The organism is Streptomyces coacervatus (assembly GCF_029223485.1).
In the GTDB taxonomy this organism is placed as follows: Bacteria; Actinomycetota; Actinomycetes; order Streptomycetales; family Streptomycetaceae; genus Streptomyces; species Streptomyces coacervatus.
In genome coordinates this window covers 373,112-398,773 of the sequence record NZ_JARHTP010000005.1, presented here as the reverse complement: position 1 = coordinate 398,773, position 25,662 = coordinate 373,112, and the positions used below count along the sequence as shown (strand labels likewise).

23 protein-coding genes are annotated in these 25,662 nt (G+C 72.1%); 10 read left to right on the top strand and 13 right to left on the bottom strand.

The genetic code is table 11. From position 1 onward, the window contains the following. Window positions 1–40 precede the first annotated feature (40 nt). Genes P2Q00_RS15520 through P2Q00_RS15500 form a run of 5 tightly spaced genes read left to right on the top strand, consistent with a single transcriptional unit; the run spans window position 41 to window position 6,626 of the window. The gene (locus P2Q00_RS15520; RefSeq protein ID WP_275773074.1) at window positions 41–316 is read left to right on the top strand and encodes an acyl carrier protein; all 276 of its coding nucleotides are present in this window, start codon (window positions 41–43) and stop codon (window positions 314–316) included. Further along, the gene (locus P2Q00_RS15515) at window positions 313–3,402 is read left to right on the top strand and encodes a type I polyketide synthase (RefSeq protein ID WP_275773073.1); all 3,090 of its coding nucleotides are present in this window, start codon (window positions 313–315) and stop codon (window positions 3,400–3,402) included. Before P2Q00_RS15520 ends, P2Q00_RS15515 begins: the two co-directional genes overlap by 4 nt. Continuing rightward, complete coding sequence (locus P2Q00_RS15510) at window positions 3,399–4,622, top strand: FAD-dependent monooxygenase (protein WP_275773072.1); 1,224 nt, start codon at window positions 3,399–3,401, stop codon at window positions 4,620–4,622. The genes P2Q00_RS15515 and P2Q00_RS15510 overlap by 4 nt, the downstream gene beginning before the upstream one ends. Window positions 4,623–4,668: 46 nt before the next feature. After that, the gene (locus P2Q00_RS15505) at window positions 4,669–5,568 is read left to right on the top strand and encodes an SDR family NAD(P)-dependent oxidoreductase (RefSeq protein WP_275773071.1); all 900 of its coding nucleotides are present in this window, start codon (window positions 4,669–4,671) and stop codon (window positions 5,566–5,568) included. Then, the gene (locus P2Q00_RS15500) at window positions 5,565–6,626 is read left to right on the top strand and encodes a 3-oxoacyl-ACP synthase III family protein (RefSeq protein WP_275773070.1); all 1,062 of its coding nucleotides are present in this window, start codon (window positions 5,565–5,567) and stop codon (window positions 6,624–6,626) included. The genes P2Q00_RS15505 and P2Q00_RS15500 overlap by 4 nt, the downstream gene beginning before the upstream one ends. 17 nt (window positions 6,627–6,643) lie before the next feature. Here the strand turns inward: P2Q00_RS15500 and fabF are convergent, their stop codons facing one another. The 9 genes from fabF to ribB all read right to left on the bottom strand — a co-directional run bounded on the left by fabF (window position 6,644) and on the right by ribB (window position 13,376). Further along, window positions 6,644–7,885 (bottom strand): beta-ketoacyl-ACP synthase II, encoded by a 1,242-nt coding sequence (gene fabF, locus P2Q00_RS15495; protein WP_275773069.1) that lies wholly within the window; start codon window positions 7,883–7,885, stop codon window positions 6,644–6,646. Window positions 7,886–8,041: 156 nt separating this feature from the next. After that, on the bottom strand, window positions 8,042–8,290 hold the full coding sequence (locus P2Q00_RS15490; RefSeq protein WP_275773068.1) for an acyl carrier protein: 249 nt from the start codon (window positions 8,288–8,290) through the stop codon (window positions 8,042–8,044). Window positions 8,291–8,354: 64 nt separating this feature from the next. Then, the gene (locus P2Q00_RS15485; RefSeq protein ID WP_275773067.1) at window positions 8,355–9,365 is read right to left on the bottom strand and encodes a beta-ketoacyl-ACP synthase III; all 1,011 of its coding nucleotides are present in this window, start codon (window positions 9,363–9,365) and stop codon (window positions 8,355–8,357) included. A gap of 129 nt (window positions 9,366–9,494) precedes the next feature. After that, window positions 9,495–9,731 carry a hypothetical protein gene (locus tag P2Q00_RS15480; protein WP_275773066.1) on the bottom strand — a complete coding sequence of 79 codons (237 nt, stop codon included), beginning with the start codon at window positions 9,729–9,731 and terminating at the stop codon, window positions 9,495–9,497. Between the two features lies 1 nt (window position 9,732). Continuing rightward, window positions 9,733–10,152, bottom strand: a complete 420-nt coding sequence (locus P2Q00_RS15475; protein ID WP_275773065.1) for an SRPBCC family protein — start codon at window positions 10,150–10,152, stop codon at window positions 9,733–9,735. Continuing rightward, entirely contained in the window at window positions 10,152–10,916 is a 765-nt protein-coding gene (locus P2Q00_RS15470; protein WP_275773064.1) for an SDR family NAD(P)-dependent oxidoreductase, read from the bottom strand. Before P2Q00_RS15470 ends, P2Q00_RS15475 begins: the two co-directional genes overlap by 1 nt. Continuing rightward, complete coding sequence (locus tag P2Q00_RS15465; protein ID WP_275773063.1) at window positions 10,913–11,464, bottom strand: hypothetical protein; 552 nt, start codon at window positions 11,462–11,464, stop codon at window positions 10,913–10,915. The genes P2Q00_RS15470 and P2Q00_RS15465 overlap by 4 nt, the downstream gene beginning before the upstream one ends. Window positions 11,465–11,472: 8 nt before the next feature. Next, window positions 11,473–12,651, bottom strand: a complete 1,179-nt coding sequence (locus tag P2Q00_RS15460) for a lysophospholipid acyltransferase family protein (protein WP_275773062.1) — start codon at window positions 12,649–12,651, stop codon at window positions 11,473–11,475. Window positions 12,652–12,707: 56 nt separating this feature from the next. Further along, window positions 12,708–13,376: a 3,4-dihydroxy-2-butanone-4-phosphate synthase gene (gene ribB, locus P2Q00_RS15455; protein WP_425579616.1), complete on the bottom strand. Its 669-nt coding sequence runs from the start codon at window positions 13,374–13,376 to the stop codon at window positions 12,708–12,710. Between the two features lie 283 nt (window positions 13,377–13,659). Here ribB and P2Q00_RS15450 point away from each other — a divergent pair, with 283 nt between their 5' ends. Next, window positions 13,660–14,172: a MarR family winged helix-turn-helix transcriptional regulator gene (locus P2Q00_RS15450; RefSeq protein WP_275773061.1), complete on the top strand. Its 513-nt coding sequence runs from the start codon at window positions 13,660–13,662 to the stop codon at window positions 14,170–14,172. Between the two features lie 283 nt (window positions 14,173–14,455). Here P2Q00_RS15450 and P2Q00_RS15445 read toward each other — a convergent pair whose 3' ends face one another. From P2Q00_RS15445 to P2Q00_RS15430, 4 genes are all read right to left on the bottom strand, one after another. After that, the gene (locus P2Q00_RS15445) at window positions 14,456–15,466 is read right to left on the bottom strand and encodes an NAD-dependent epimerase/dehydratase family protein (RefSeq protein WP_275773060.1); all 1,011 of its coding nucleotides are present in this window, start codon (window positions 15,464–15,466) and stop codon (window positions 14,456–14,458) included. Further along, window positions 15,463–16,437 carry a ScbA/BarX family gamma-butyrolactone biosynthesis protein gene (locus P2Q00_RS15440; RefSeq protein ID WP_275773059.1) on the bottom strand — a complete coding sequence of 325 codons (975 nt, stop codon included), beginning with the start codon at window positions 16,435–16,437 and terminating at the stop codon, window positions 15,463–15,465. The genes P2Q00_RS15445 and P2Q00_RS15440 overlap by 4 nt, the downstream gene beginning before the upstream one ends. A gap of 188 nt (window positions 16,438–16,625) precedes the next feature. After that, window positions 16,626–17,039: a DUF6197 family protein gene (locus tag P2Q00_RS15435; protein ID WP_275773058.1), complete on the bottom strand. Its 414-nt coding sequence runs from the start codon at window positions 17,037–17,039 to the stop codon at window positions 16,626–16,628. 208 nt (window positions 17,040–17,247) lie between these two features. After that, window positions 17,248–19,506, bottom strand: a complete 2,259-nt coding sequence (locus tag P2Q00_RS15430) for an MMPL family transporter (protein ID WP_275773057.1) — start codon at window positions 19,504–19,506, stop codon at window positions 17,248–17,250. 423 nt (window positions 19,507–19,929) lie between these two features. On the opposite strand from P2Q00_RS15430, the gene P2Q00_RS15425 reads away from it, so the two are divergent. The 4 genes from P2Q00_RS15425 to P2Q00_RS15410 all read left to right on the top strand — a co-directional run bounded on the left by P2Q00_RS15425 (window position 19,930) and on the right by P2Q00_RS15410 (window position 25,647). Next, window positions 19,930–20,586 carry a ScbR family autoregulator-binding transcription factor gene (locus P2Q00_RS15425; protein WP_275773056.1) on the top strand — a complete coding sequence of 219 codons (657 nt, stop codon included), beginning with the start codon at window positions 19,930–19,932 and terminating at the stop codon, window positions 20,584–20,586. A 227-nt stretch (window positions 20,587–20,813) separates the two neighbouring features. Then, entirely contained in the window at window positions 20,814–21,782 is a 969-nt protein-coding gene (locus P2Q00_RS15420; protein ID WP_275773055.1) for an AfsA-related hotdog domain-containing protein, read from the top strand. A 5-nt stretch (window positions 21,783–21,787) separates the two neighbouring features. Next, window positions 21,788–24,883, top strand: coding sequence for an AfsR/SARP family transcriptional regulator (locus tag P2Q00_RS15415; RefSeq protein WP_275773054.1), 3,096 nt, complete (start codon window positions 21,788–21,790; stop codon window positions 24,881–24,883). Next, window positions 24,883–25,647, top strand: coding sequence for a 4'-phosphopantetheinyl transferase family protein (locus tag P2Q00_RS15410; protein WP_275773053.1), 765 nt, complete (start codon window positions 24,883–24,885; stop codon window positions 25,645–25,647). The genes P2Q00_RS15415 and P2Q00_RS15410 overlap by 1 nt, the downstream gene beginning before the upstream one ends. The last annotated feature ends 15 nt before the right edge of the window (window positions 25,648–25,662 follow it).

The following is a 25,662-nucleotide window of genomic DNA, read 5'->3' as shown; positions in this document are numbered from 1 at the left end:
CCACACCCCACCACCGAAGACACGACCAAGGAGTCCTCCCATGAGCGAGACCTCGGATCTGCCCGTGCTGCCGACCAAGCAGGAACTGCACATCTGGCTCACCCAGGTCGTCTCCGACTACCTCGGCAACCCCCCGGAGACCCTGGACCCGGCACGGCCTCTCGCGGAGGCGGGCCTCGACTCGGTCTACGCCCTCAGCGTCTGCAGCGAGATCGAGGAGACCCTGGAGGTGCCCGTCGAGCCGACGCTGGCCTGGGACCACCCCACCATCGACGCGATCGTGGACCACCTCCACGGCGTCATCTCCACTCGATGAGCGACGCGACCAGCGACTCGATGAGCGTGTCACCCGTCGCCGTCACCGGGATCGACTGCGTCTTTCCCGGTGCGCGGGGCAAGGACGCCCTGTGGGCCCTGCTCACCCATGGGGCGAGCGCCACGCGGGAGGTGCCTGCCGGGCGTTGGCAGGCCTCCCGGTATCTCTCCGGCTCCCCCACCGCCGCGCCGGGCACGATGAACACGGCACGCGGCGGCTACCTCGACGACATCGCCGCCTTCGACCATGCGTTCTTCGGCATCACGCCCCGCGAGGCGGCCGCCATGGACCCCCAGCAGCGGATCCTGCTGGAGTGCGCCTGGCGGGCCGTGGAGGACGCCGGGCTGCACCCCGGCGAACTCGACGGCAGCCGTACCGGAGTGTTCGTCGGCGTGATGGGCGACGAATGGGCCCTGCGGATGGGCGACTTCGACGGCGTCGGCGCCCACACCGGTCCCGGTACCGGCCACGCCATGATCGCCAACCGGCTCTCGTACCAGCTCAATCTGCGCGGCCCCAGCCTGGCGGTGGACACCGCCTGTTCGTCCTCGCTGGTCGCGGTGCACCTGGCCTGCGCATCACTGGCCGCCGGGGAGTGCGACACCGCCCTGGTGGCGGGGGTGAACGTCATCCTGACCCCGGCGCTGGGCATCTTCTACACCCAGGCCGGGCTGTCGGCACCGGACGGACAGTGCAAGCCGTTCAGCCGGGACGCCGACGGGATCGGCCGGGGCGAGGGCGCCGCCGTGGTGGTGCTGCGCCGGCTCCAGGACGCCCTGGACGCCCGCGATCCGGTGTACGCGGTGGTGCGCGGCTCGGCCGTCAGCCACGGTGGGCGCGGCAACGGGTTCACCGCGCCGAGCCGCTTCGGCCAGCGCGATGTGATGGCCGAGGCACAGCGGCAGGCCGGGGTGCGGCCGCAGGAGGTCGACTTCGTCGAGGTGCACGGCACCGGCACGGTGCTGGGGGACATGATCGAGGCCTCCGCGCTGGGCGATGTGCACGGCGTTCCGCGCGAGCGGCCCTGCACCATCGGCTCGGTCAAGGGCAACATCGGGCACACCGAGGGCGCCGCCGGTGTCGCCGGTCTCGTCAAGGCCGCCCTCGCCCTGCACCACCGGCTGCTCCCGGCCACCGTGCACAGCCACCCGGAGAACACCGGTCTACGGCTCGCCGAACGCGGGCTGCGGCTGGCGGCGGCCCCGCTGCGGCTGCCGGCCGACGCGGTGGGTTCGGTCAGCAGCTTCGGCCTCGGCGGCACCAACGCCCATCTGGTGCTGTCCGCCTTACCGGCGGCCACCGGGGCCGGCGCGGCGGGCCGGGCCGGTACGGCAGGCCGGGCCGGTGCGGCAGGCCGGGCCGGTGCGGCAGGCCAGACCAGTACGGCAGGCCAGACCGGCGCGACCGCCCAGGCCGGCCGCCGCGCGGCGGACACGCCCTGTGTGTTCACCCTGTCCGGGCCCGACCGGGCGTCGCTGCGGCGCAACGCCGAGGCCCAGGCCGCGCATGTGGCCGGGCAGCGGGGCAGTGCGCTGGCGGAGGTGTGCCGGGCCTCGAACCGGGTCAGGACCGGGCTGCCGCACCGCTTCGCCGTCGTGGTCGACAGCCGGCCTGAGCTGGCCGGGCTGCTGGAGCGGGCGGCGCGGGACGACGACACGCTGCCGGACCGGTTCGGCCACCGTCCGGCGGGCGGCGCCCGCGTGGGCCTGGTGTTCACCGGGCAGGGGGCTCAGTACCCGGGGATGACCGCCGCACTGCACCGCCGGCTGCCGCTGTACCGGCGGTTCCTCGCCGAGGCGGACGCGGCCTGCGCCCCCCATCTCGGCCAGTCGGTCCGGGATTTGATCCTCGGGGACGACCCGCGCATCCACCGCACCGGCCTCGCCCAGCCGGCCCTGTTCGCGGTGGAGTACGCGCTCGGCCGCACGCTGACGGAGCTGGGGGTCACCCCGGCGTTCGTCCTGGGCCACAGCGTCGGCGAGTTCGCGGCGGCCTGTCTGGCCGGTGCGGTGTCGCTGCCGGACGCCGCCCGGCTGGTGTGCCTGCGCGGGGCACTGATGGAGCAACTGCCGCCCGGTGGCGGCATGTTGGCGGTGCCGGCCGGGCTGCCCGAGACCGAGCGGGCCCTGACCGCCGAGCCCTCGCTGCGGGTGGCCGCCGTGAACGGACCGCACAGCACCGTCGTCTCCGGGGACCTGGCGGCACTGGACCGGCTGCGGGACGCCCTGCGCCGCGACGGCGTCCGCAGTACGGCCCTGGAGGTCTCGCACGCCTTCCACAGTCCCCTCATGGAGCCCATGACCGCCGAGTTCGCCGAGGCCGCCCGCACGGTGCGGTTCGAGCGGCCGGAGGTGGCGATGTTCTCAACGGTCCTGGGCGGGCCCCTGGACGCGACCGCGCCGGACGCCGACTACTGGGTCCGGCAGATCACCCGCCCGGTTCTGTTCGCCGACGCGGCCCGCTCTGCCCTGGCCACGGAGCCCACCCATGTGGTGGAGGTCGGTCCGCGCGCGGTGCTGACCGCACTGCTGGGCTCGCTCGAACTGCCCGGAAACCCACGGCGGTTGGCGGTCTGCTCCGGCGAGAAGGCAGATGCCCGCACCTTTCTGGAGGTGGTCGCGGACCTGTACCGCGGTGGCCTCGACATCGACTGGGAGCGGCTGCACGGGCCCGCCGACCGGCCTCGGCACCGCCCGGCACCGTATGTGTTCTCCACCGAGCACCGCTTCGCCACCTCCGTCACCGGGACCGCACCGGCCCGGACCGAGGACCCGGCCCCGCGCACCGCCGCCCGGCCGGCGCCGCGGCTCCTCGTGGAACCCGCCCGCCCCGACTCGGTCGAGGCGGCGGTCCTGGCCGCCGTGGCCGGCGCGGGCGGCTACGGCAGTGCGGACATCGGGCCCGACACCCTGCTCTACGACGATCTGGGCTACGACTCTATGACCCTGCTGCTCATCGCCCGGGAACTCGACGGGCGCTTCCCCGGCGTGGACCTCTCCCAGCTGCCCGAACGGCCCGCCGCCTCCTACCGCGTCAGCGACGTGGTGTCCCTGGTACGAGGCGTGCTCGAAGGGACCGCGGCATGAGCGAGCAGAACGCCCGACTGCGCGCCGACGTCTGCGTCATCGGCGGCGGCCCCGGAGGACTGATGCTCGGGCTCCAACTGGCCCGCCGGGGGCACCGGGTGGTCGTGGTGGAACAGAGCGCACGTTACAAGCGGCACTTCCGCGGCGAGTCGGTCTCCCCCGACTCGGTACGGCTGCTGCACCGGCTCGGGCTGATGGACACGATCGCCGCCCGCGGGGACTTCGCACGCACCACCCGCTTCGAGATCAGCGACGGCGGCGCCCCCGCGCTCCGGGTGGACTTCCGGGACATCAGCCCGGACGGCAGCCTGCCGACCGAGATCCCCCAGCAGGTACTCCTGGAGGTGCTGGCCGAGGAGGCCGCCCGCCACCCGGGATTCACCCTGCTGCGCCGCAGCAGCGTCATCGACCTGCTGAGCTCGGCCGACGGCCGGATCACCGGGGCCCGCTGCACCGGCGCCGACGGCCCGCTGGACATCCACGCCGACCTCACCGTCGGCGCCGACGGACGGTTCAGCAGTGTCCTGGAGCTGAGCGGTCTGCCGTTCAGCAAGCGGCCGCTCGGCCGCGATGTGCTGTGGTTCAAGGTGCCGCTGCCCGACGCGTGGGACGACGACACCGTGCGGGTCCGCATCGACCGGGACCGGCACGCCCTGATGCTGCCTACGCACCCCCGGTCGCTGCGCGTCGGCCTCAACATCCCCAAGGGCGGCCTGAAACAGGTCCGCGCACAGGGACTTGCGGCGCTGCACGGCCAGATCACCGCGTTCGCGCCCGAACTGGGCCCGGCGGTCCGTACGCACCTCACCCGCTGGAGCGATCTGTCGCTCCTGGACATCTTCACGACGTCGGTGCCGCGCTGGTCGCGCCCCGGTCTGGTGCTCATCGGGGACGCCGCGCACACGCTGTCGCCGATTCTGGGGCAGGGGGTCAACCACGCGCTGATGGACGCCCTCGCCCTGGCCCCGCTCGTCTCCCGGGCCCTCGCGGCGCCCGACCGGCACCGGCAGCTGACGGCCGCCGTGACCCGCTTCCAGAAGCTGCGGGAACCCGCGGTGGAACGCACCCGCCGGACCCAGTCGGCCCAGGAGCGGGCGTTCGGCCTCGCCAGTGCCCCGGCCGTGCGCGTCCGGCAGCAGGCGTACCGGCTGGTGGACTCGCAGCCCTGGCTCAAGCACTGGCTCTGGCGGCGGATCTACTACCCGCTCCGCCTCGCCTGACCTCTGACCTCCCCGTCCCGGACGTCCCCCTTAGGAAGGCAATGCCATGCAACGCACCATCGCCGGCCGGCGTGTCCTGATCACCGGTGCCTCCAGCGGCATCGGACGCGCGCTGGCCCTCGCCCTGGCCGCCAAGGGTGCCCGGCTGGCCGTGGCCGCCCGTACCGAGAGCGCCCTGCTCACACTGGCCGCGGAGATCACCGCCGCGGGCGGGATCACCCCCGTGGTACTGGTCACCGACCTCTCGGTGCCGGGAAACGCCGAGGCGCTGGCGCATCGCGCCGTGACGGAACTCGGCGGCGTGGACATCCTGGTCAACAACGCCGGAGTCGGCTGCTTCGGCTTCCAGTGGAACGTCGGCGACCGCGAAGAGGGCCGGGAGGTGTACGAGACCAACTTCTGGAGCCCGCTGGCACTGATCCGGGAGCTGGTGCCGCAGATGCGGGCCCGCGGCACCGGTCTGGTCGTCAATGTCTCCTCGCTGATGCAGCTGCGCACCTGGCCCGGCCTCGGCTACTACGCCTCCTCCAAGTCCGCCCTGGCCGCGATGACCGAGACCCTGCGGCTCGAACTCATGGGCAGCCGGATCGGGGTGATGGAGCTGCTGCCCGGCCCGGTCGACACCCAGTTCCTCTCGGAAGCCGCCCATTCGCCGGGCGCCCGGCACATCCTGAAGAACCTGCCGATCGGCGACACGGAGAAGCTCGCAGTGGCCGCCGTCCGCGCCATCGAACAGGGCCGGCGCCGGCTGGTCTATCCCCGCCGACTGGTCGCCGCCCTGTATCTGCCGATGCTGGTGCGCTTCAAGGCCGCCCGTACGGTGCGCGGGGCCGCCGCCGACATCGACGTGGACGACGCCCGGGTGCTGCGCTCCGGTTCGGCCGGCGACCCGGTGGCCCGGCAGGCCCGCGCCGAGTGGGCCCTGGCCCACCGCCGGGCGTCATGAACGGCCCCCGTACCGGAGTCCCGTACATCGCCGGGACCGGCACCGCGCTGCCCGGTGACCCGGTGACCAACGAGTCGCTGGCCCGGCTGCTCGGCGCCGGCGCCCGCTGGATCGAGGACTTCACCGGCAACCGCGCCCGTCACTTCGCCACCGACCTGGACACCGGGGCCTGCTCGCTCACCCTCACCGATCTGTGCGAACAGGCCGCCGACGCCGCGCTGGCGGACGCCCGGGTCGACCCGGGCGAGATCGGCTTCGTCGTGCTCGGCACGGCCACCCCCGACCATCTGATGCCCGCCACGGTCAACCTGGTCGCCGACCGGCTCGGCATCGGCCAGGTTCCCACCTACCAGCTCCAGTCGGGCTGCGCGGGCGCCGTCCAGGCCCTCGACACGGCCTGTCGGCTGCTGCGCGACCCGGACGCCACCGACGACGACCTGACCGGCCTGGTCATCGGCGGCGACATCTGCAACAAGCACTTCGCGCTCAACCAGGACTTCTCGCGGCTGCACCCGAACCAGCTGGTGAACTACATGCTGTTCGGCGACGGCGCGGCAGCCGCCGTACTGTCCAGGAGGCCGCGCGGACATGCCGTGGCCGTCCGGCGGGTGTTCCAGCGTTTCGTCGGTCTCGGGCGTCCTCCGGGGCAGGTCATCGAGTGGTTCGGCGCCGCCGAACGGGACGCCGGACGGCCCGCCGCCACCGAGGACTACAAGGCCATCGAGGAGTATGTGCCCCGGCTGGCGGAGGAGATCGTCCGTGAACTGGCCGACGACACCGGCTGGAAACTCGACGAACTCGACTATCTGCTGCCCCCTCAGCTGTCCGGCCGGATGACCCGGCGCATCGTCGAGGAGCTGGCCGTACCGGCCCACGAGGTGAGCTGCGTCGCCGTCACCGGCAACAACGGCAACGCCCTGCCGCTGCTCCAGCTGGACCGGCTGATGCCCCTGATGCGCGAGGGCGAGCGGGCTCTGTGTGCCGCCGTCGAGTCCAGCAAGTGGATCAAGGGAGGGCTGGCGCTGGAGAAGGTCCGCGGCGGGGCGGACGCCGTGTGACGGCCGGTGGCTCGGCCTCACTCGGCCCGGAAGGCGAGGGCGACGTTGTGCCCGCCGAAGCCGAAGGAGTTGTTGAGGACCACCGCGGGACCGGCGGTGAGCTCTCGGGGCTTGTCCCGCACGATGTCCAGATCGGCCCGCTCGTCGGGGTCGTCGAGGTTGATGGTGGGCGGCGCGAGCCGGTGGACGAGGGACAGGACGGCGGCCACCGACTCGACCGCGCCGGTCGCGCCGAGCAGATGCCCGGTCATCGACTTGGTGGCGGAGATCGCCACCCGGTCGGCTGCGTGGCCCAACACCTGGCGCAGCGCGGCGAGTTCGGCCAGATCGCCCAGGGGCGTCGAGGTGGCGTGCGCGTTGACGTGGACCACCTCCTCGGGGGCGGCGTCCGCGTCGGCCAGGGCCGCGGCGACGGCCCTGGCCACGTCCCGTCCGTGCGGTTCGGGCTGGGCGATGTGGTGGGCGTCGGAGGTCAGTCCGACGCCGGCGGCCAGGGCGTGGACCCGGGCTCCCCGGGCGGCGGCGTGTTCGGCGGACTCCAGCACCAGGACGCCCGCGCCCTCGCCCATGACAAAGCCGTCCCGGCCCTTGTCGTAGGGGCGGGAGGCCCGCTCCGGCGCGTCGTTGCGCCTGGACAGGGCCATCATGTTGGTGAACGCGGCCATGGGCAGCGGATGGATCGGGGCCTCGGCGCCTCCGGCCACGACCACGTCGGCGGCGCCGGAGCGGATCATCCGTATCGCGTACGCCACCGCCTCCGCGCCGGAGGCGCACGCCGAGGCGGTCGTATGGACTCCGGCCCGCGCCCCCAGCTCCAGACCGACCTGGGCGGCCGGGCCGTTGGGCATGAACATGGGCACGGTGTGCGGGGAGACCCTGCGCGGTCCGCGCTCGCGGAGGGTGTCGTAGGAGTCCAGGAGCGAGGTGACGCCTCCGAGACCGGAGGCGAGCACCACGCCCAGCCGGTCGGGGTCGGTCCCCGGGGCCCCGGCGTCCCGCCATGCCTCCCGGGCCGCCACCAGGGCGAACTGGGTGGACCGGTCGGTCCTGCGAGCCAGCGCCCGGCCGACCTGCGGCCCGGGTTCGACCGCGGCCGGACACGCGAACCGCACGGCCGCCTCCTCGGCCCAGCTCTCGGCCAGCGTCCGAGCTCCCGAACGCCCCGCCAGCAACGCCGCCCACGTACTGGGGACATCACCGCCGAGCGGCGTCGTCATACCGAGCCCGGTGACGACGACGGTGCGTGGTGCGGTACTCATCGATTCCTCCTGTCTGGGGGCCAATACAGCTGGGCCGGCAAAGTCCGCTGCGGTACGGGCAGCGCCCTAAAGGGGCGCGGGGAACTGCGCGACCAGCCACGACGGCGCAGCAGACGACCGACGCCCCCATCGCGGCCCCGAGGCGGAGCACCCGGCTCAGACGGCGCCCAGGACATGGTCGACAACATCACCGATCGTCCGCAGATCCCTGACCCGGTCGTCGGGGATGGTGACGGCGAAGCGTTCCTCGACGGCCACTACCAGCTCGATCAGCGTCAGCGAGTCGATGTCCAGGTCGTCGGCGAACGAGGTGTCGGACCGGACGGCCACCGTGGGCCGGTCGGCGATCTCGCGCACGATCTGGACGAGGCCGGCCTCGATGATCGCCTGCGGGGTGACGCTCATGTCGGAACTCCTTCGGCCTGAGCAGGAATCAGGAATGGGGTCAAGGAACAGGTCAGGACACGGGTCAGGGCAGTACGACGACCTGCGCCGCGTACGAGAGCCCCGCGCCGAATCCGATGGTCAGCGCCAGGCCGCCGCGGGGAGCCTCGCCCGAGGCGAGCATGCGCTCCATGGCCAGCGGGATGGAGGCGGCGGAGGTGTTGGCGGCGTGCTGCACATCGCGTGCCACCGCCACCCGGCCGGGCAGCTGCAGGGCCTTGGCCAGTGCCTCGACGATGCGCAGATTCGCCTGGTGGGGCACGAATGCAGCCAGGTCGGCGGCGGTGATCCCGGCCGCGTCCAGCGCCTGCCGGGCCGCCTTGGCCATCTCGTAGACCGCCCAACGGAACACCGTCTGGCCCTGCATCGTCAGCGCGGGGAACCGCAGGGAGCGGTCGGTGCGCAGGTCCTGCCAGGAGGCGCTCTGCGTGATGACGTCGCTCTGCGAACCGTCGGCGCCCCATACGACGGGGCCGATGCCGGGGGTCCGGGAGGGACCGACGACGACGGCTCCGGCGCCGTCGGCGAAGAGGAAGGAGGTGCCGCGGTCGTCGTGATCGATCAGGTCCGACATACGTTCCGAGCCGACGAGCAGGACGTGTTCGGCGCTGCCGCCGCGGACCATGTCGGCGGCCAGCGCCAGCCCGTGGGAGAAGCCGGCGCAGGCGGCGGACAGGTCGAAGGCGGCTGCGTTTACGGCGCCCACCCTGTGGGCCAAGTCGGTGGCCACGGCGGGCAGTTGCCGGAAGTGGGTGGAGGTGGCGACGACGACGCAGCCGAGCTGCCGCGCGGTGACGCCGGACTGCGCCAGTGCCTTCTCGGCGGCGGCCGCGCCCATGGCGGCCACGGTCTCGTGCGGGTCGGCCCAGCGGCGCTCGGCGATACCGGAGCGCTCGCGGATCCACTGGTCACTGGAGTCGATCCGGGGCGCGATCTCCTCGTTGCGGACGATCCTGGCCGGCCGGTATCCGCCCACCCCGAGGATCTGGGCGTGCGGTGCGCCGGCCGGCGGACGCAGAACGGGGGTGGAGGACACGGCGTTCTCTCCTGTTTCTGTTCGGTCGGACCTGTTCTGTTCGGTCGGGAAATGCGGTGGGCCCGTATCCGTGGCGGGGGAAGAACACGGGCGGGCCCACCGCGGTCTGTGCGTGGCCGCGGGACCGGCCTAATCGAGACCACGCAGGATGTGTGGTTCCGACGAGTCGTCCACGTCCACGAAGTGGCCCCAGTGGATCGGCGCGGGCCGCGACCAGTCGTCGGGAAGGACGGGAAGGACGAGAGAGACGAAAGGGCCGAGAAAGACGTCGGAGACGGGTGCGCCGGTGTCAGGAGGCCGTGCCGGCAGGCCGAACGGAGTCATCGGCAGCTGCTGGAGTCGACCGAGCCGGTCGGGAAACCCCATCTCAGGAGACTCCGGCCAGGACCCGTGCCGTGGCACGCTGCGAGAGCCGGTCGAGGCGCAGGTCGGCGACGTTGGCCGTGGCGGAGCGGAGCACCGCCGCCAGCGGACCGCGCTGCTGGAAGGAGTGCGTCACATGGGTGCCCGAGCCGTACGGCTCCAGCTGCCAGACGTTGTCCTCGGTGAGGCCGGGGACGGCCCAGCGGCCCTCCATCACCTCGTCGGTGATGCGCCGGTACTCCCAGTGCCCGGACAGTCCGCCGCGGGTGACGATCGGGTAGTGCTCGCCGACGATCGCCTGCACCGGGCCCTTGATGCCGAGGAACGCCGGGTTCCAGTCGGCCAGTTGGGTCGGCTCCAGCAGGATCTGCCGGATCACGGCGGGCGGGGCCTGGATCAGGATGTGTGAGCTGCGCGTGTTCATCAGTACCTCATTCCTCCGTCGGTGCGGATGACCGTGGCGTTGATGTAGTCGGCCGAGGGGCCGGCCAGGAAGGCGATGGTGGCGGCGGTGTCCTCCGCCCTGCCCAGGCCCAGCAGGGAGCGGTCGGTCATGCGCCGCTGCTGGGCCGGGGCGACGGCGGCGCCCAGACCCGTGTCCAGGATTCCGGGGGCCACGACCGCGGTGCGGATGTTGTAGGAGGCGTATTCCTGGGAGACGGTGAGGGCCAGTCCGTGCAGGCCGGCCTTGGACGAGGTGTAACTGGCCTGGCCGGCGTTGCCGGTCAGCGCGACCAGCGAGGAGACGTAGATGATCCGGCCGTAGCGGGCCCGCATCATCGTCTTCAGCGCGTGCTTGGTGGTGAGGAACGCCCCGCGGAGATTGACCCCGTGCACCGCGTCCCAGTCCTCGACCGGGGTACGGACCAGGGGCTGGTCCCGGGCGATGCCCGCGTTGTGGATCAGGACGTCCACACTGCCCAGCCGCCTTGCCGCGGAGACCAGCTCCACGGCGGTGTCCTCGGTGGAGACGTCCCCGGGGACCAGGTACAGCCGGTCGGGGTGCTTGTCGGCGAGCGCCTCCAGGTCGGCGGAGGGCGAGCGGTGGTTGGCGATGACGCGCGCCCCCTGGGCGAGCAGGGCGCCGGTGGTCTCCAGACCGAGTCCGCGCCCCGCGCCGGTCAGGATCACGACCCGCCCCGCCAGGGGCTCACGCGTCCCCATGGGGCTGCTTGCAGAAACGGTCATGATGCGGCCTCCAGTACGGCCAGGGCTTCCTCCGCCGAGGCGAAGAGATGCTCGGTGGCGGACCTCAGCCGGTCGTTGTTGAAGGGACGGGGGGTACGGAGCCGGGCGAAGCGCAGATTGCAGGGCGCTCGGCCCGGTTCCTCCACGAGCAGGTGCGGCAGCAGCAGGTCGGGCTGCTTGCTGATGAAGCAGGCGGTGTCGCGCAGGAACTGCCGGCCGCGCTCGCGCAGCGGTTCCGGAAGCCAGTCCAGGGCCGGGACGCGGATCTCGGCGAGTTCGCCGTCCACGACGACCTCGGCCGCGAGGGCCTCGGGGACCCGTGCCGCCTCCTCCGCGTACATCGGGACGGTGGTCTGCTCCTGCTCGACCAGGACCAGGACCGCGCCGCCGCTGTCCAGGTGGTCGGTGACCTGGGCCGCCTGGCGGGCGCTCGGCCACAGGCCGGCCAGGGACCACTGGTCCGCGGCTGCGGCGCGCCAGATCAGCCGCCGCGGTCCGTCGAAGACCACCAGGGTGCTTCCGCACCAGAGTGTCGGTGAGTCGCTCATCGTGCTGATCAGCCCCCCGTGGGTGAGTTCGGACCGTCGAGGACGGCCAAGGTGGCGTAGTGGGCGGCCGCGCGGCGTCGGCGGTCCGCGGTCCGTATGTCGGGCGCCGGGGAGTCGAGGACTCCGCGGAGCACGCAGGCGGCCTCGTCGTCGTGCCCGCCGGCCATCAGCGCCTCGGCATAGGCCATCGGGAAGCGGGTGTCGGCCGCGCCCAGGCGGGCCGCCTCCCGGAGGTGATGGACTCCCTCCTCGTGTCGCCCGCCGAGCAGACGGGGCGTCATCAGATGCCAGCGGCCCAGGACATAACGGGCCATCACATGGTTCGGGTCCTCGGCCAGGGCCTGTTCCGCCGGGCGCCGCACACTGCCGAGCAGCGCCGGACGCACCGGAGCCGGGGCTTCAAGGGCCCGCAGCCCGGCGAGCCGGGCGCGGGTGACCAGGGAGTCCAGGTTGCCCGGATCGCTCAGCCGGGCCAGGCCCAGCAGAATCCGGGCCTGCTTTCTGCGCTGTGCTGCGGGCAGTCGGTCGGTGCGGCTGAGCATGGTCTCCAGGACGTCCTCGGCCCGGTCGGCCAGTTGCTGCGCCGCTTCTCGGTCGCGGTCTCGGGTGGGTCGACGGGCGGCTTCGGTCAGCTCGGTGACGGCGTCCCGGGCCTGTTCGGTGACGGCGGCGATCCGCCGGGGCCGGGGCAGCGCCGGGTCCGCGGCCAGCGGGGCCCCGAACACGACGCGTGCCCTGGCCGGGCGGGGTACGACGGCCCCCTTCGGCAGGATGTCGGCGGTCCCCCACATGCCCACCGGGATGACCGGTACCCCGGCGCGGTCGGCGAAGCGGAAGGCGCCGTCCTTGAAGGGCAGCAGTGGCCACCCCGGCCCGCGGGTGCCCTCTGGATAGACCACCAGGGCACTGCCGGAGCCGAAGACCCGGTCGACGGAGGCCAGCAGTTCCCGCCCGGGCCGGTCCCGGTCCACCGGTATGCCGCCCATGCCCTCGGTCCACCTGCTCCGCAGCGGGTGGGTGAAGCTCTCCGCCTTGGTCAGGTAGAACGACGGCGTGTCGCGCAGCACGGTCAGCAGTGCGTCGAGCACCAGGTGGTCGGCGAAGCTGCTGTGGTTGGGCACCAGGACGAACGGCCCCGTGCGGGGTACGTGCCGGACCCCTTCGACGCCGGCGAGGTACCGGTGCACGACTGCCGGTCGGGTGACGGCATTCGATGCACCGGCCATCAGCCGGGGCAGCCGGCTCACTTCGCGGGCGCGGTCTGGGCCGCGGCGTACTCGCGCAGCTTCTCGATGCTGGTGAGCACCAGCCCCTCGCGGCGGGCGAACTCCACCAGCTGCGGGAGACGGGCCATCGTCCCGTCCTCGAGGATGATCTCCACGATGACGCCGGCCGGCACCAGACCCGCGAAGCGGGCCAGGTCCACGGCGGCCTCGGTGTGACCGGGACGCTCCAGGACCCCGCCCTTGCGGGCGACGAGCGGGAAGATGTGCCCGGGCCGGCACAGGTCCTTGCTGGTGCCCTTGAGTATGAGTTCGATGGTCTTGGCGCGGTCCGGCGCGGAGATTCCGGTGGTGACCCCGTGCTCGGGCGAGCCGTCGACGCTGACGGTGAACGCGGTGCCGTTGGGGTCCTCGTTGCGGTCGACCATGGGCGGGAGCTGGAGCTCGCGGGCCCGCTCCTCGGTGACCGAGACGCACACCAGGCCGCGGCCGTGAGTGATCATGTAGTTGATGGCCGCCGCGTCCGCGTACTCGGCCGCGACGATCAGGTCGCCCTCGTTCTCCCTGTCTTCGTCGTCGACGACGACGATCAGCTCGCCACGGGCGATTGCTGCGACGGCCTCCGCCGCCTCGTCGAGCACGGTGCCGGCCGTGGAGTCCAGGGTCGCTTCGAGGATCTGCGCGGTCATGTCCATTTCCTTCGCTCGGCATGGGTGTTGCGCTGTCACGGAAGCCGAACTTCGATGTCGCAACATCAATGTTCCCGCAACCGATGATTCATCATGCATGACGGAGCATCGATGTCGCAACACCAATGAGGTGACATCGAAGAAGTGAGGGAGAGGGTTTCGGTTAGCCCCTTTTACCCATGCCGTATCATTGAATGACGCGACATGGATGTTGCGTCATCGACAAAAGTCGTAGACCATTGCGGTCAACCCGATGCCCCTACTCACCCCTGCGAGGCCCCCCATGCCGCAAGCGCATTCCGTCACCGACCCGCCACCGGCGAACGCCGCTCCCCCGGCGCACGACCGTTCCGACACGGAACTGCGCTATCTGCTGCTGGCGGCCCAGCGGGAGGGTGCCCGCGCGATGTCCGCCCAGTTGCGGCGCCTCAACCTGACGCCCGCGCAGGCGGAGATCCTCCTGGTGCTCTCCCAGCGCGCACCGCTCACTCTCGCCGAGGTGGGACGCCTCATCGTCTGCGAGAACCACAGCCCGAGCCGGATCGTCGACACGCTCGTCAAGCGTGGGCTGCTGTACCGGGAGCCGGGGCAGATCGACCGCCGCGTGATCTATCTGCAGCTGTCGCCGCAGGGGGAGGAACTGCTTCCCGAGTTGCAGCAGATCGATGCCGCCGTGGACGCCATTGCTGCGGAGCAGCTGAGTGCGCAGGAGAAGGAGGTCATGATCGGGGCTCTGCACAAGATCATTGCGGGTAGTCCGAGCGCGGCGACGATGGCGCAGCGTTTTCCGCGCTGAGCGCTCCGCGGGGGGGCGGCGATTTGCGGTTCCGCCGCGGGGGTTTCGGCTGCGGCCTCGTTGTGGCTGGTCGCGCAGTTCCCCGCGCCCCTTTGGGGCGCGCCGAGCCGCGCCATGGGGGAAAAGTGACGACAACCCGGATCCGGCCTATGGGGTACGGCGTTTGCGGCGATGCGGTGGCCTTGGCGGTGCGGCGTTCGCCGTGAACGGGCATCGCGCACCCGCCGTTGGGCAGGTGCGCGATGTGTGGTGCGGCTCCCGGTGGACCGGTGTGGCGCGCCGGCTATGAAGCGGCGGCGGCCAGGGCGCGGCGCTGTTGCCCGTACCAGGGGGCGTGGCGGGGGAAGCCGCGGGAGAAGCCGGGGCCCGGGTCGCAGCCGGTGAGCTGCCAGATCCGGGAGCACTCGTACCAGTGATCCGTGGCGAGCAGCGACAGCAGGCGGGCCTGCCGCGGGTTCTGGGCCGCGCCGAGGACCAGGCGGGCGCGTCCCAAGGAGATGTCCGCCTCGGGCAGCGGAAGCGTCAGTGCGTCGGCGATGGCGGTGAGCAGTTCCCGGGACCTGACCGGTTCGGGGTGCCCGGCGTGCAGCACCGTGGGGGTGTCGCCGTCCCAGGGCGCCAGCGCGAGGGCCGCGACGGCGCGGGCCAGGTCGTCGACAGCGATCAGCGTCATCCGGCTGGTACCGGCGTCGACCCAGCCCGGCAGTGCCTGCAGCAGTCGCGCCGCCGCCGGAACCACCCAGCGGTCGCCCTCCCCGTAGACCAGATGCGGGCGCACCACGATGCCGCCCGCTTCCCGCACCATCTCCTCGGCCCGCAGCCGGGTGAGGCCGGCGGGCGACTGCGGTTGCCGCGACGGGCCGTCCTCGGGCTCCCCGCGATGGCAGCCGTCCTCGTACACGGAGGTGGTGCTCAGGTACAGGACTCTGCGGACGCCCGCCGCCGCGGCGGCCCGCAGCAGTGCCCTGGTGCCGTCGACGTTGACGGCGGCGCACTCCTCCAGACTGCCCTCGATGCGGTTGGCCAGGTGGACGACCGTGTCGACCCCGTCGCACAGTTCGCGCAGTGCCACATGGTCGGCCAGCCCGCCCGGGACCTCCCGCACCACGGCGCGGCCGGTGTCGGGCAGGGGCACCGCACGCCGGTGCGCCAGCAGCCGGATCTCCGCCGGGCCGGGCGCACTTGACGAAGCAGGGCCCAGCAGGGCCCGGACGACATGGCCGCCGATGAAGCCGCTCGCTCCGGTCACCAGCAGCCGGGCGCCCGCGGCGGACGCCAGGTGGCGGGGGCTCATGCGCCCGCCGGTTCGGCGAGGAAGTCGACCTCGGCCTGGACGACGCCGTACTGCTCGACGAGGAAACGCACCGATGTGCGTCCGGAGAGATCGGGCGGGCCGGGCTCGGCCTTGATGAAGCTGGGGCCGTCCAGTTCCAGGTAGTTGCGGAAGGAGGCCCGCATGCCGACGGGGACGAGGGAGTCGCAGCCCGTCATGTGCAGCAGCGCCTGCCGGGCCGCCTCCAGGACGACCATGCCGGGCACATGGTCGACGGGATGGTCGAACAGCGCGGGGTTGCGGCAGTCCATCTGTAACTTCCACATCCGCTCCCGGCCGACGGCCGAGATGACCACGTCATCGGGCGAGGAACGGCCGACCAGCTCGGGAGCCACCGGCTCGGACACCTCGGCGGAGCCGGCCGGACCGTCGCCCGGCGGGGGCAGCACACGGGAGACCGAGCGCAGCTTGGCGTAGGCGCTCGGCGAGACACACCGGTAGGTGCCGCCGCCGGAGCCGATGGTCACGCCGTCGCGTTCGATCCGGGCCTCGAAGCCCAGGCCGGTCAGGTCGCTGCCCCGTCTGCGCGTGTCCCGGCAGTCGACGTGGATCAGCAGATCGCTGGGCTTGTGGCCGAGCAGCAGCCCGGCGGCGTCGACCTCGTAGTGCATGGTCTTCATCAAGAAGGCGTGCCCCAGGGGTACTTGGTAGCCCTGATGGCCGACGAACAGACCGACCTGACGGATGGTCTCGGCCAGCAGGAGCGGGTCCTGCCGGCCGAGGGACGAGCGGTAGAAGCTGTGGTTGCGCGGCCACTGGGCCGCCAGCGAGAAGTGGTCGCCCCCGAAGGCGCGGCTTCCGGTGAGCAGCACCTCGGAGATGCCCGCGCGATGGACATAGGCACGCGGGACGGTGCGTTCGAAAAGGCCATCAAAGGCGTCGGCAGTGAGGTGCGATACGCCGGGTATGTCGGAGATTGGAACGCTGAGCACTTGACCTTACCCCCCAGTTTGGGCCACTTGGCGTTCGATTTGACAAGCGTAGAATACCTACCATGCGGTTTTCAAGCATGCCTCTGACAACCGCCGATGCCCTGTGTCGATTGCCCGCCGTGCGGGGTGCCGGAGCGTGTCCTGTGCTCAAATCGCGTGTGAAATCAAGGAATTGACGGATAGTCAATTCACTTCAGGAGTACGGGGTTTGCGGGCCCCCTACGGGCGGGCCGGTGCCCGGCCTCGACCAGTACGGCAACCACCTCCGCCCGCCGGCGGGAGGGGGCGTCGTTCCAGGCGGCCAGCAGTTCCCAGTCGTCGAACGGCGCACTGCCGTGCGGATCCAGCCAGTCCCGCATCAGCGCCAGCGCCTCGCGGGCGCGGACATCGCAGACATCGGCCTGGCCCGTGGCCGCCCAGACCAGGGCCCCGGACAGGGTGGCGGCCTGCGGATGGCTCGCGGAGCCGACGAACTGCACCCTCTGGCACCAGCCTCGTTCGGCGATCAGCAGGGCGCTGCGGCGCAGGACACGGGCCAGTTGTGGGGAGGGCAGCCGCGAGCCGATCGGACCGGCGAAGGGCTGCTGAAGGGCGACGGTCATGGTGTTCATGGTGTTGCACTCTCTTTCCGGTTCCGGCGGTCCGGCGATACGGACAGGAACTTGACAGTCAGGAACTCAGGGGCGAAGACCGAGCCGCCGCCCGCCCCCAGGGGAGTGGGGCGGGCGGCGGAGCAAGGGGGCACCGGGGCGGATCCGAAGATCCTTGGCCAGGGTCGACTCCCGGGCGGGGGAAGACCCTGAGCCGGGGTCAGCTCCCCAGTGCGGAGTGGGCCGGCGATTCTGTGCGGGCCGGGGCGGAGACCGGGGGCTCCACCGCGGGGGCGGCGGCCGTCTCGGCCGGGGCGTCCTGACCGGTGCGGCGGCTGCGGCCCCAGATCCGGTCGCCGATCAGCAGCAGCGCCGCCGGCATGACCAGCCGTCGTACCACCACCGCGTCGAGGACGACCGCGACGGCCAGGCTGATGCCCAGTTCCCGCACGATGCTGATCTGGGCGCTGGTGAAGGAGGCGAAGACGGCGACCATGATGGCGGCGGCGCCGTTCACCAGTCCGGCGGTGCGGGCCAGGCCGCCCAGGACGGACTCACGGTGCGAGACACCGCCGAGGTACATCTCCCGCATCCGGGAGATCATGATCACCATGTAGTCCATGCTCAGTCCGAACATCACGGCGAAGAGCATGAGCGGGGTGACGCTGTTGATGGAGTGGTCGTGGTTGCCGCTGATCAGCGCCAGGAAGCCGAGGCTCGCGGCCACCACGGCGGCGTTGAACGCGAGGGCCAGCAGCGGCAGCAGCACCGAGCGGAAGGCGAACGCCAGGATCAGGAAGCTGAGTACGGCGACCGATCCGACGACCAGCCCGACCGAACCCAGCACCAGGGAGTCGAAGTCGGAGCCGGTGGCGGTGGCACCGGCGAGTCGCGCGGTGACCTTGGAGTCGCTCTGCTTGTCCAGCTGTGAGCGGAGCTTGTCCACCAGGTGGTGGGCGGCCGAGCTGTCGGGGTCGACGCCGGGGGTCACCAGGACCCGGGTGGTCAGGGTGTTCCCGGTGCGGGACCACAGCTGCTGGACCGCCGCCCGGGCGGCGCCGTTCAGCGTGCCGCTGTCGGCGAGCGCGGTGTTCAGCGAGCCGGCGGGCAGACCCAGCGTGCTGACGCCCTGGACCTTGTAGACATCGGGCGCGGTCTTCGCGTAGTCGGCGATCGTGGTGGCGCTCTTGACCAGGGCGGCGGAGTCACCGGCCTGCGCGGTCAGGACGACCTGCACCGGGAACATGTCGCGGATCCCGATGTCGCTCTTGATGCGCTCCATGCCCTGGCGGGCGCTGTCGGAGGACGGCAGGATGTCGGCGCTCGCGACCGGGACCCGCAGTGTGAGCTGCGCGGCCGGCAGGGCCAGCGCGGCGAAGGCGACGGCGAGGGCGGCGAGCACCAGGCCGGGGCGGCCGGTGAAGCGACCGGACTTGACGCTCCGTTCGCCGGTGGCGGCCGCGGCTGCGCCCTTGCGGCGGCGCAGGGTGCCCCAGTTGATGCGGTGTCCGAGCAGCTTCAGTACGGCGGGCAGCAGCGTGGTCGCCATCGCCACCGCGACGATCGAGACGGTCACACCGCCGAGGGCGATGCTGGTGAAGGACATGGCACGGGGGATGAAGAGCGCCGAGAGCGCAACCACGACAGCCATACCGCTGAAGAGGACCGAGTGGCCGACGGTGCGCATGGTGCGGTCCAGGGCGTGCGCCACGTCCCGGCCCTCGGCGAGTTCCTCACGGAACCGCTTGATGATGAAGAGCGAGTAGTCGACGGCGACCGCCAGGCCGACCATGGACACGATGTTGGTGAACAGGCTGTTGACGTCGGTCACCTGGGTCAGCCCGTAGCCGATGGCCTGGGTGACGGCCAGCGTGACACCGGCCAGCACCAGCGGGACCACCATGGCGGCCACCGACCGGAAGACCAGGAGCAGCACCAGGAAGAGCACCGGGAAGGCGATCATCTCGGCCCGGGTGACGTCTTCCTTGGAGTGCACGTTCAGGGCGTAGTCCAGCGCCGGCGCACCGGTGACGTCGACCTCGACGCCCTTGCCGACCTTGTCCTCCACGTCCTTGCGTACGTCCGGCACCAGGTTCTGCACCGTGGTGTTGTCGCTGGTGAAGCCGACCTGGAGGAAGGTGGTGCGACCGTCCTTGGACAGCCACTCGGGGTGGGTGCCACTGTCCGCGATCCCGGAGACTCCGGAGCGCTGTGCGGCCGCACGGGCCTTGCCGATGTCGTCGGCCACATGGCCCGACTTGTCGTGCAGGACCACGAGCAGCGAGTTGGGCGCCTCCTTGAAGGCGCGCTCCAGGGTCTGCTGGGCATGCACCGACGCGCCGCGCGGGTCGGAGAAGCCGCCCGCCTTGAGGGCTCCCTCAAGCTGGAGCGCGAAGGGAACCGCCAGGGCGAGCAGCAACAGCCAACCTGCGATGACGGCCTTGGGCCGCTCGATGGACAGTTGGATGAGTTTCTTCATGATTGTTGGCTCCTGGAATCGGGAGGACCCGGATACCACCGGGGTCCGGGCCCGCCGACGAGGGCGATGACCGGGGCGCTCTGCCTGGTGAGCGTCTTGGTGGGTGACCGTCTTGGTGCGTGAGCGTCTTGGTGCGTAGGCGTCGTGATGGCTTCGTCTTGCTGTGGAGTGCCTGCTGCTTATCGACAACCCGTCATCGATGTCTTGCCATCGATGCTGCATCATCGATGCCTCATCATGCATCACGCGTCATCGATGATGCAACATCTTTCTGCGCATTCACGGGGTCCGGATCCGGAAAGCACCGCTCCGGATTCGCAGTTGCACCCTGCACCCCCCTGGCGAGCGGCCGGGCGCGGAACTTAAGGTGGCAAGGAAACCAACCAAGCGGTTTATCAGCGCATCACCGAGGGATCCAGATCCATGAGCAGGCAGGAAAGAGCCCTACGAACCAGGCGCCGCATCCTGGAGGCAGCAGCATCCGTCTTCGCCGAGCGGGGGTACGCCAGCGCCGGCATGGCGGAGATCCTGGAGGCGGCGGAGATGACCAAGGGCGCCCTCTACTTCCACTTCCCCAGCAAGGAAGCCCTGGCGAAGGCGGTGGTGGAGGAGCAGTTCCAGCTGGACGAGGTCATCTGGCGACCGGTATCCGGCGGCGTCGAAGACTGCCCCGCGGCCTACCCCCCGGCCGGGCCCATGCAGGCGATGATCGACATGAGTCATCAGCTGGGTCGGCAGCTCCAGGAGGACCCCGTCACCCGCGGAGCGATCCGACTCGCCATAGAGCAGGGTTCGTTCGCCGAGCCCGACCCCACGCCCTACCGGACATGGATCGCCAATGTGCGCCATCTGCTGAGCGAGGCCCGCGACGCCGGGAGCCTCAGACCCGGGCACGACATCGACACCCTCGCCGAGGTACTGGTCGGCTCCTTCACCGGCATCCAGCTGGTCGCCCATGTGCTCTCCGGCCGCTCGGAACTGCATCGCGCACTCACCGAGTACTGGCGGGCCACCCTGCCCGGCCTGGTGAAGGAGGAACATCTGCCGCAGCTGGACCCGGCGGGCCCCAAGAAGAGCTGACTGCGCGCTCCGCTGATGCGGCGAGGGGGCTGTCGAATATCTGCGAGTCCGTCGTGGCTGGTCGCGCAGTTCCCCGCGCCCCTTCAGGGCGCTGCCGAACCGCACCGGACACCGGCGAGGGCGGAGAGGGTAGAAAACCGACCGTGCGGTTCGTTATGCTTTCAAGCGCAAGCGTAACCGCACCCGCCCGGCCACCCTCGCCATCTCCGGACCGAGAGGACAGCACGGTGACCGTCACCACGCACGCCCGTCCGCAGCCAGGCCCCCCGATCGCGACCGCCGGCACGAGGCATGTCACGCACCGCCCTTCGACTCCGGAGGAGCTCCTCCTGGGCACGGTGATTCCAGGAGACTGCCGGTTCACCCTGTCCGACGAACTCCCCAGAGCGGAGCTCCCGTTCGAGGACGGCGGACGCCGGCCGCACGACCTCCACTACGTCACCGCGGCCATGCACAGCGTCGCCCGGCTGGCCGCCACGCGCTACCTGCGCATTCCCGCCCGCCGCCCGCTGCGGGTGGCCCGGGCCGACGTGCTCCTCGACGACACCGTGGCCTGGCACCGCCTCGCACAGTCCGGCCACGCCACCACCGATCTACGCCTGCGCCACACCGTCGCCGCGGACGGCGGCACCGGACTGGACTGCGAGGCCACCGTCTTCATGCAGGGCACCCGGTATGCCACCGGTTCGCTCTCGCTGGAGCTGGCGGCAGCGCCCGGCAGCGCCGCTCCCGTCGCCGTACCCGACGGGCCGCGGTCACCGGTGCCCGCCGTGGCGCGGCCCCTTCCGGAGCAGGTGGGCCGGCTCGACCCGGGCAATGTGGTGCTGGCGAACCCGCGGTTCGGCCCGGGTGCGCAGCTGACCGCCGACATCCTTCCCGAGCCCGGCAACCCGGTGTTCGACCCCGCGGCGAACGAGCGGGCCTGCGCGCTGCTGCTGGCGGAGGCCACCCGGCAGGCCGCCGTGCTGGCCGCCTGTGAGCTGCGCGGGTTCACCCCCGCCTACTGCGTGACGGTCCAGTGGAGCGGGCAGTTCCCCTCGGACCTCGACCATGGCACCCCGCTGAGCTGCCGGACGGTGCCCGGGCCGGTCTCCCGCGACAGCCTGGGGCGCCCGGCGGTCGCGTTCGAGCTGACCCTGCTGCGCGGCCGGACGCCGACCGGCACGATCGGCACCACCCTCGTCCTGGACTGCTGAGGCCCATGCGCTTTCACGTACTCGGTCCCCTGACTGCCCATCCAGGCTCCCCGTCGGCCGCCAAACACCGCGCCCTGCTCGCCTGTCTGCTCGTCGACTCCGGGCAGGTGGTGTCCGTCGACAGCCTCATCGAGGAGCTCTGGGGCACCGACCCGCCGCGTTCGGCGCGCAGCACCGTGCAGGTCTATGTCTCCCAGCTGCGCAAGGCCCTCTCCGACGGCGGTCCCTCCGTCGTGCAGACCCGGCCCTCCGGATATCTGGCGGCTCCCGCGCCCGGCGATCTCGACCTGCACCGTTTTCACGAACTGCGCGCCGCCGGCGACCGGGCGTACGCGGCACAGGACTTCGAGGGTGCCGCGCACCGACTGCGCGGCGCCCTGGCCGTGTGGACGGGGCCCGCGCTCGCGGACGTACCGCAGGGCCCCCGGCTGCGCGCCGCCGCCGACCGGCTGGAGCTGTTACGCCTGGACACCCTGGAGCAGCGGATCTCCGCCGACCTCTGGCTCGGCCGCCACCGGCAGGTGATCCCCGAACTGGCCGAGCTGACCACGGCCCAACCCCTGCGCGAGTCGTTGCACGCCCATCTGATGGTGGCCCTCTACCAGTCCCATCAGACGTCCGAGGCGCTCACCGTGTACGACAGGATCCGCCGCCGCCTCGCCGACGAGCTGGGCGTCGACCCCGGGCCCGGGCTGCGCGATCTCCATCTGCGCATGCTGAACTCCACCGATGTGACGCACTTCGAACAGTGCCTGCCGGCCCAGCAGCCGGCCGTGTCGGGTCCCCGGCCGCAGCGGGCGGAGCGCGCCACGGTGACACACCTGCCGCGTGCCCTCCCCGGACCCGCCCTGCGCCATGCGCAACTGGCCGAGGCCGAGGGGCTGTTGAGCGAGATCCTCGGCTCCGGCGACACCGGCCTGCTCGCGATCACCGGTGCGCCCGGGGTGGGCAAGACCGCCTTCGCCACCGAACTCGCCCGCCGCGCAGGCGATTTCTTCCCCGACGGCCGCGTCCTGGTCACGCTGCGGGGCGACGACCACCGTCCCCTCTCGCCCCGCGACACCCTGCTCCGGGTGCTGCGCCGGGTCTGCCCGGCCGAGACGACGCACACCGCAAGGCAGTCCGCGTACGACCTCGACGACCTGACGGTGGTCCTCGCGGACGCGCTCCGGGGACGCCGCACCCTGCTGGTCCTGGACGACGTGGACAGCGAGGCGCAGATACGGCCCCTCACTGCGACCGACAGCACGCTGCTCGTCACCAGCCGAAGGCCCGCCCTCACCCTGGACGCCGTCCGCTACACCGTCCTGGGCCCCCTCGATGCCGAGGACTCCACCGCCCTGCTCACCCATGCCGCCGGCGCCGCCGTCGAGCAGGATCCAGGGGCCGGCGCCGACATCGCCCGGTGGTGCGAACACCTGCCGCTGGCCCTGCGCGGCGCCGCGGCCTGGCTGGCGGCCCACCCCTCCTGGCCGGCCCGCATACTGGCCACCCGGCTGGAGGATCCCCGGACCCGCCTGGACACCCTGGCCGTCGGCGAACACGACGTACGCGCCCGGCTGTTGAGCGTGTGCCAGTCCCTCAAGCCGACGGCGCTGCAGGCCTTCCGGCTGATGTCGCTCACCCCGGAGGCCGACTTCGCGCCCTGGTCCGTCGCCGCACTGCTCGATGTCCCGGCGGCGCAGGCGGCGGACATCGTCGAGACACTGTTCCAGCTCGGCCTCCTGCTCCCGGTCACGCCGCCGGGGCGGGTGCCGGAGGTCCCGCCCGCCCCGCGACATCCGGCGAGCTCCCCCGCTGCCTCAAGGGCAGGGGGCGTGCCGCAACTCGCCGCCCTGCATGCCGACAGCACGCTCCCCCACTCTCGGCTGCGCTCGGGCGAAGGGACCCCCGAGCCGCCGCCGGGCCCGCACTTCGGGCGGGCGGCAGGACTTCCGACACCCGCCTCAGGCCGGCCGATCCGCTTCCGGCTGACCCGGCTGACGCATCCGCTCGCCGCCGAACTGCTGGCCCGCGAGGGCTCCGGCACCGAGGAGACCCACGCCGCCGTCGCCCGGCTCAGCGCCCTCTACGCCGGTCAGGCCCGGGAGGCCGTACGACAACTGAGCGGCCTCGGTGAAGTCGGCGGCGCCTCGGCAGCGCCCCAAAGGGGCGCGGGGCTGAATACATCAGCGGCTCCGCCGCGATGGGGGTCCCCCCGCTCATGGGGGTCCCCCCGCTCGAGCGAAGCCGAGAACGAGGGAGAAGCCGAGAGCGGGGGAACGGCCAGCCACGACAGGCCCGCAGGCGATCGTCAGCCGATCGCGGCCCCGCGCCGGAGCCGCAACTCGGCACAGCCGGCGGAGCCCTTGGTGTCCGGGAGCCGCCCGGACGGCGCGCCGGCTCCGCCGGATTACGGCACCCCGGTGCCGCAGCCGCCGGGCACGCCCGCCGCCGCACTGCGCTGGTTCGCCGAGGAGCACGCGAGTCTGCTCGACGTGCTGCATGCCGCCCATACGGCCGGGCTGTGGAGCGACGTCGGCTCGCTGGCCGAAAGCCTGGTCGGCTACTACGAGACCGGTGCCGCCTGGGAACCCTGGGACACCGTCGGCGAGCTGGCGCTGGACGCCGCCCGCCGGGCCGGCGACCCGCGGGCGGAGGCCGTCGCGCTGTGCGCACAGGGCAGCCTGGCCTGGCAGCGTCGCCGGCTCGACGTCGCCGCCTCCCGCTTCGGCCTGGCGCACCGGCTGGCCCGCCAGGCCTCCCACCGCCATTCCGAGGCGCGCGCACTGATCGGCCTCGCCGACACGGAGTACAGCCGGGGGCATCACCGGGCGGCCCGCCGGATGTACACCAAGGCCATCGTGCTGTCCCGCGCCGACGGCTATCCGCACAGCCTGTGCGACGCCCTGCGGGGCCTGGCTCTGGTCGAACTCCGGGACGGCGACACCCGGGCGGCGCTCGACGGCTTCACCGCGTGCGGGGACACGGCACTCGGCAACGGCGACCGGCGCTGGGCGAGTTACGCGGACCGCGTCGCCGAGCGGATCCGCGAGAACGAACCGTGGGGCGACGACGCGTCCTGGGAGATCCGCCCCGGCGTATGGTCGCTGCCCGGCTGATGGCCACTCCCCCGCCTGCCGTGCCCCCGCCCCGGCACGTACCCGGAGCCGGGCCCCCGTGGCAGCTCGTCCGGGACGACTTCGCACGCCTGCGGACGGTGTTCGTGTACGCCCGGCCCGAGGAGTGGTCGGCGGTCGCCGAGGACGAGCGCCGGCTGCCGCTCCTGCTGGGTCATGAGGCGGCGCGCTGGCGACGGCTGCCCGACACCGCCGTGCGGCGGCAGTTCGTGGCCTCCAGGATCCTGGTGAAACACACGGCCGGCGCACTGCTGGGAGTGCCGCCCCATGCCATCGCCCTCGACAACACCCGCACGGGCGCCCCCTTCCTCCCGCAGAGCCCCTGGCTGCGGATCAGCCTCAGCCATACGGACGGCCTGGTGCTGGCAGGATTCAGCGCCGCCGGCCCCGTCGGAGTGGACGTGGAGCGGTCCGACCGCCCGCTCGTCGCACTCGGGCTGCCGGACGAGTTCTGCACCCCGGACGAACTCGCCTTCCTGCGCGGTCTCCCCCCGCACCGCCGCAACGCCTGTGCCGTACGCCTGTGGACGCTCAAGGAAGCCTGCACCAAGGCCGTCGGCCGGGGCATGCGTCTGCCCTTCACCGGCTTCGGCTTCGATCTCTCCACCGCCCGCCCCCGGCTGCGACCACCCCTGGTGCCTCACGAACTCCGGGCACACCCTTGGCAGTTCAGCACCCGGACCCTGTGCCGTCCCGGCTACACGGCAAGCTTCGCGCTTCAGGGAACGTACGGCGGTCAGGTCTGAAGGCGCAGCGAAAGC

What these genes read in the sequence shown, in the direction of transcription:
- P2Q00_RS15520 (WP_275773074.1), top strand. Translation starts at nt 41, where the DNA reads ATGAGCGAGACCTCGGATCTGCCCGTGCTGCCGACCAAGCAGGAACTG.
- P2Q00_RS15515 (WP_275773073.1), top strand. Translation starts at nt 313, where the DNA reads ATGAGCGACGCGACCAGCGACTCGATGAGCGTGTCACCCGTCGCCGTC.
- P2Q00_RS15510 (WP_275773072.1), top strand. Translation starts at nt 3,399, where the DNA reads ATGAGCGAGCAGAACGCCCGACTGCGCGCCGACGTCTGCGTCATCGGC.
- P2Q00_RS15505 (WP_275773071.1), top strand. Translation starts at nt 4,669, where the DNA reads ATGCAACGCACCATCGCCGGCCGGCGTGTCCTGATCACCGGTGCCTCC.
- P2Q00_RS15500 (WP_275773070.1), top strand. Translation starts at nt 5,565, where the DNA reads ATGAACGGCCCCCGTACCGGAGTCCCGTACATCGCCGGGACCGGCACC.
- fabF (WP_275773069.1), bottom strand. Translation starts at nt 7,885, where the DNA reads ATGAGTACCGCACCACGCACCGTCGTCGTCACCGGGCTCGGTATGACG.
- P2Q00_RS15490 (WP_275773068.1), bottom strand. Translation starts at nt 8,290, where the DNA reads ATGAGCGTCACCCCGCAGGCGATCATCGAGGCCGGCCTCGTCCAGATC.
- P2Q00_RS15480 (WP_275773066.1), bottom strand. Translation starts at nt 9,731, where the DNA reads ATGGGGTTTCCCGACCGGCTCGGTCGACTCCAGCAGCTGCCGATGACT.
- P2Q00_RS15475 (WP_275773065.1), bottom strand. Translation starts at nt 10,152, where the DNA reads ATGAACACGCGCAGCTCACACATCCTGATCCAGGCCCCGCCCGCCGTG.
- P2Q00_RS15470 (WP_275773064.1), bottom strand. Translation starts at nt 10,916, where the DNA reads ATGACCGTTTCTGCAAGCAGCCCCATGGGGACGCGTGAGCCCCTGGCG.
- P2Q00_RS15465 (WP_275773063.1), bottom strand. Translation starts at nt 11,464, where the DNA reads ATGAGCGACTCACCGACACTCTGGTGCGGAAGCACCCTGGTGGTCTTC.
- ribB (WP_425579616.1), bottom strand. Translation starts at nt 13,376, where the DNA reads ATGACCGCGCAGATCCTCGAAGCGACCCTGGACTCCACGGCCGGCACC.
- P2Q00_RS15450 (WP_275773061.1), top strand. Translation starts at nt 13,660, where the DNA reads ATGCCGCAAGCGCATTCCGTCACCGACCCGCCACCGGCGAACGCCGCT.
- P2Q00_RS15445 (WP_275773060.1), bottom strand. Translation starts at nt 15,466, where the DNA reads ATGAGCCCCCGCCACCTGGCGTCCGCCGCGGGCGCCCGGCTGCTGGTG.
- P2Q00_RS15435 (WP_275773058.1), bottom strand. Translation starts at nt 17,039, where the DNA reads ATGACCGTCGCCCTTCAGCAGCCCTTCGCCGGTCCGATCGGCTCGCGG.
- P2Q00_RS15430 (WP_275773057.1), bottom strand. Translation starts at nt 19,506, where the DNA reads ATGAAGAAACTCATCCAACTGTCCATCGAGCGGCCCAAGGCCGTCATC.
- P2Q00_RS15425 (WP_275773056.1), top strand. Translation starts at nt 19,930, where the DNA reads ATGAGCAGGCAGGAAAGAGCCCTACGAACCAGGCGCCGCATCCTGGAG.
- P2Q00_RS15415 (WP_275773054.1), top strand. Translation starts at nt 21,788, where the DNA reads ATGCGCTTTCACGTACTCGGTCCCCTGACTGCCCATCCAGGCTCCCCG.
- P2Q00_RS15410 (WP_275773053.1), top strand. Translation starts at nt 24,883, where the DNA reads ATGGCCACTCCCCCGCCTGCCGTGCCCCCGCCCCGGCACGTACCCGGA.